The organism is Clostridium tarantellae (assembly GCF_009295725.1).
In the GTDB taxonomy this organism is placed as follows: Bacteria; Bacillota; Clostridia; order Clostridiales; family Clostridiaceae; genus Sarcina; species Sarcina tarantellae.
Genome location: NZ_WHJC01000331.1, coordinates 1 through 3,467 on the forward strand (window position 1 = coordinate 1; position 3,467 = coordinate 3,467).

The following is a 3,467-nucleotide window of genomic DNA, read 5'->3' on the forward strand; positions in this document are numbered from 1 at the left end:
TAGTTTAAACTTTACCTACTTTTTTAATAGCTAAATAAAATATTTTTTAATTTATAAATTAGTTTTTATTAATAAAAATTTATGGGTTGCTTTAACTATTAGAAATTTTAATATAAAATAATATAGATAAAATATAAATATAAATTTTTAGGAGAGTGGGAACGATTTAATGAATACAGCACTAAAAATGTTTATTTCATTCTTTAAAATAGGAGCATTTACTTTCGGTGGAGGATATGCAATGATTCCTTTAATTCAAGAAGAAATAGTAAACAATAGGAATTGGTTAACAAAGGAAGAATTTATGGATGCTTTAATTGTGGCTCAAAGTTTACCAGGAGTATTAGCTGTAAATTGTTCTACATATATAGGATATAAAGTAAGTGGATTAAAGGGTGCTTTATTAGCACTTTTAGGTACAATTTTACCATCAATTTTAATAATATTAGCCATAGCAAAATTTTTTATGGGATTTAGACATAATTATTATGTGAACTTAGCCTTTAAAGGTATAAGTGCAGCAGTACCAATGTTAGTTTTAATGGGAGTAATATCTTTATTTAAACCCTTAAAGAAAACAATTATGAATTATATAGTTATAGTATTAGCTGTTATTGCTTTAACTATTTTCAATATACATCCAATAATAGTAATAATAAGTGGTGCAATATATGGACTAATATTCTGTAGAAAGTAGGTGAACTAATGGCAATATTATTAAAATTATTTTTTTCATTTTTAAAAATAGGAACTTTTAGCTTTGGTGGGGGATATGCCATGCTTCCTTTTATGTCAAGAGAAGTCGTAACTAATAATCATTGGCTTAGTAAATTAGATTTTTTAGATATAATAGGAATATCACAAATGACACCAGGACCTGTATCTATAAATACTGCTACTTTTGTAGGTTATAAAATGGCAGGAGTTATTGGAAGTTTAATATCAACGCTAGGAGTAATAATTATATCATTTATATTAGTATTAATAGTTAGTAAAATATTAAACAAATTTAAAGCAAATAAAAGTATACAAGCTGCTTTAATTGGTATGAAACCTGTACTTATAGCACTTATAATAAATGCGTTTATTAGTCTAGCAAAAGATTCATATACAGATATAAAATCTGTAATTATAACAATAATAATTGCTATAATGTTATTGTCAAAGAAAATACACCCAATAATATGCATACTATTTTCATCTGTTCTTGGAATAATTTTTTATATTTAAATATACTATAGGTTACAATATTAATGGTTTATAATTATAAATAGATGGTTTAGTGATATAACACACTAGATATAAAAAAAGTAGGTGTTGATTTGAAAAATGAAGTTAACTATACGTTAGATAAGAATTTAAGATTAGATATAATTAATATAAAAAATATAATACAAAATAAAATTATAAATGCAAAAATATTTTTATTTGGTTCAATAGCTAAAGGAAGATATTCAAAGGATAGTGATATAGATTTATTAGTTCTAATAAATGGAGATAAATCTAACAAAGAATTAAGATTTTTAAGACATGAAATAGAAGATTTAATAGATAATCTAAAAATTAATAGAGAAGTAGATATAAAATTATATAATATAGATAGATATAATATTCTTTGTAAAGAAATTTGTTTTGAAAGTGCTATATTAGAAGATTTGGTTGATATTAGGGGGTGGTAGTAAATGGTTAAAAGAGATATGTTTTATTTTGCAGATATAGATGAAAAGTTTATAGTAGCAACAAAAAATACAGAAGGATTAGAGGATGGTACTCTTGTACATTGTCAGCAGTGTATTGAAAAGAATTTAAAAGGAATAATTGAAAAAAGATATGGAGTTGTAAGTAAAGAACATAATTTAGTTAAATTATTAGAAATATTATATTTATCTGATTATTCTGAGCTTAAAAAGTATAAAAGTTTATGCAGAGATTTAAAGGATTTTTATTTTAGTAGAAGATATGCCTCTGATGATTATGAAATATTATCCAGAGAAGAATTTGAAGAATATTTAGAACAATTTTACGGATTATTAAACGAATTAAAGAAAATAAAAGATAGTATATAATTAGAAGTCATGACTTTAGATTTCTTTCTAAACTCATGACTTTTAACTAAATTTAAGAGAATTATCTCACTTTAAGCTTTAGCTAAGTGGAGAGTAGTTCACTTATTAAATAGAATTATTAACTTCAGGTTTTGCTCTGTATTTATATTTGTTCATTAATTTAACAGTATATATTTTTAAAACTGCTAAAATAGGGCTTCCTAAAATCATTCCTATAGGTCCATACATAGCTCCACCTACTGTAACAGCTAAGATTACTAAAATAGGGCTAAGACCTACCTTGTTTCCTATAAGAGTTGGATCTAAATACCATCCATCAAACTGTTGTAGTATAAATAAAAACAAAAATACAACTAAAGCTTTTATTGGACTTACAAAAATATTAATAAATGCGCCTACTATCATTCCAACAAATGGTCCAAAATAAGGAATCATATTAGTCATTCCTACAATAACAGAAAGTAATAGAGCATATTGTGATTTAAGAATAGTTAATCCTATAAATGCTAATATTGCTATAATTGTAGAATCAATAGCTTTAATTCCAATATAAGTTCCTACCATTTCATTTAATGTCTTAATAAATTTTATTAATCGTGTACCATTTTTATTTTTAAATAATATAAGTATAAATGTCTTAGCGGTTTTTATAATATTGTCTTTATCAACTAAAACATATATGGAAATTAAGAATCCAAATACTACATTTATTACAGAAGTAGTTACAGATACAGCATTGGTTAGAATCCAATTAGTAATATTAACAACAAAGCTACTTAAACCTGTAATAAATTTAATATTGTCAGTTTTTAATACAGACATATCTAAAGGAACTATATTGTTAATATTTTTTAACATATCATTAGCAAATATTTCTAAATTTTTAGTTATATGAGGAATATTATCAATTATATCTAATGCGCTTGAATATAAATTAGGTATAAGAAAAGTAAGTGCAAGAGCAATTAATGATATAAATAAAGCATATGTTAGAATAATACTAACACCTCTTGCAAGTTTTAACCTCCTATTAAATAAATTTACTAATGGGTTTAAAATATATGCTATTATAAATGCTATTATAAATGGTGCTATTACAGAGTAGACAACATGAAAAATAGTCATTAATTCAGGAATATTATCTATTATTTTTATACCTAAGTATGATGCAATAAAGACAGCTACCCACTTTACATATTTAGAATTTTCTTTTAAAAATTCACTCAAAGAAAAAACCCCCTTAAAGTTTTATAATATATTGATTATAAAATTTATATGGGTTCTAATCAATATATTTTTAATAATTGTAAATAAAAATGTAAAGTAATGGATTTATATTTAATAAACAAATTAATTTTATAGAATTTCTATAAAGAATTATAAAGTTTTTAAATATGATAT

At 23.5% G+C, this 3,467-nt stretch carries 5 protein-coding genes; 4 read left to right on the top strand and 1 reads right to left on the bottom strand.

Going from position 1 to position 3,467, the window contains the following annotated elements; translation table 11 throughout:
- Positions 1–169: 169 nt before the first annotated feature.
- From GBZ86_RS13910 to GBZ86_RS13925, 4 genes are all read left to right on the top strand, one after another.
- Positions 170–697 (top strand): chromate transporter, encoded by a 528-nt coding sequence (locus GBZ86_RS13910; RefSeq protein WP_152891642.1) that lies wholly within the window; start codon positions 170–172, stop codon positions 695–697.
- Positions 698–705: 8 nt separating this feature from the next.
- The gene (locus GBZ86_RS13915; protein ID WP_152891644.1) at positions 706–1,230 is read left to right on the top strand and encodes a chromate transporter; all 525 of its coding nucleotides are present in this window, start codon (positions 706–708) and stop codon (positions 1,228–1,230) included.
- Between the two features lie 92 nt (positions 1,231–1,322).
- Positions 1,323–1,679 carry a nucleotidyltransferase domain-containing protein gene (locus GBZ86_RS13920; RefSeq protein WP_152891645.1) on the top strand — a complete coding sequence of 119 codons (357 nt, stop codon included), beginning with the start codon at positions 1,323–1,325 and terminating at the stop codon, positions 1,677–1,679.
- 3 nt (positions 1,680–1,682) lie between these two features.
- The gene (locus GBZ86_RS13925; protein WP_152891647.1) at positions 1,683–2,066 is read left to right on the top strand and encodes a HEPN domain-containing protein; all 384 of its coding nucleotides are present in this window, start codon (positions 1,683–1,685) and stop codon (positions 2,064–2,066) included.
- Positions 2,067–2,171: 105 nt separating this feature from the next.
- On the opposite strand, the gene GBZ86_RS13930 is transcribed toward GBZ86_RS13925, so the two are convergent.
- Positions 2,172–3,293, bottom strand: a complete 1,122-nt coding sequence (locus tag GBZ86_RS13930; RefSeq protein WP_152891649.1) for an AI-2E family transporter — start codon at positions 3,291–3,293, stop codon at positions 2,172–2,174.
- Positions 3,294–3,467 lie beyond the last annotated feature (174 nt).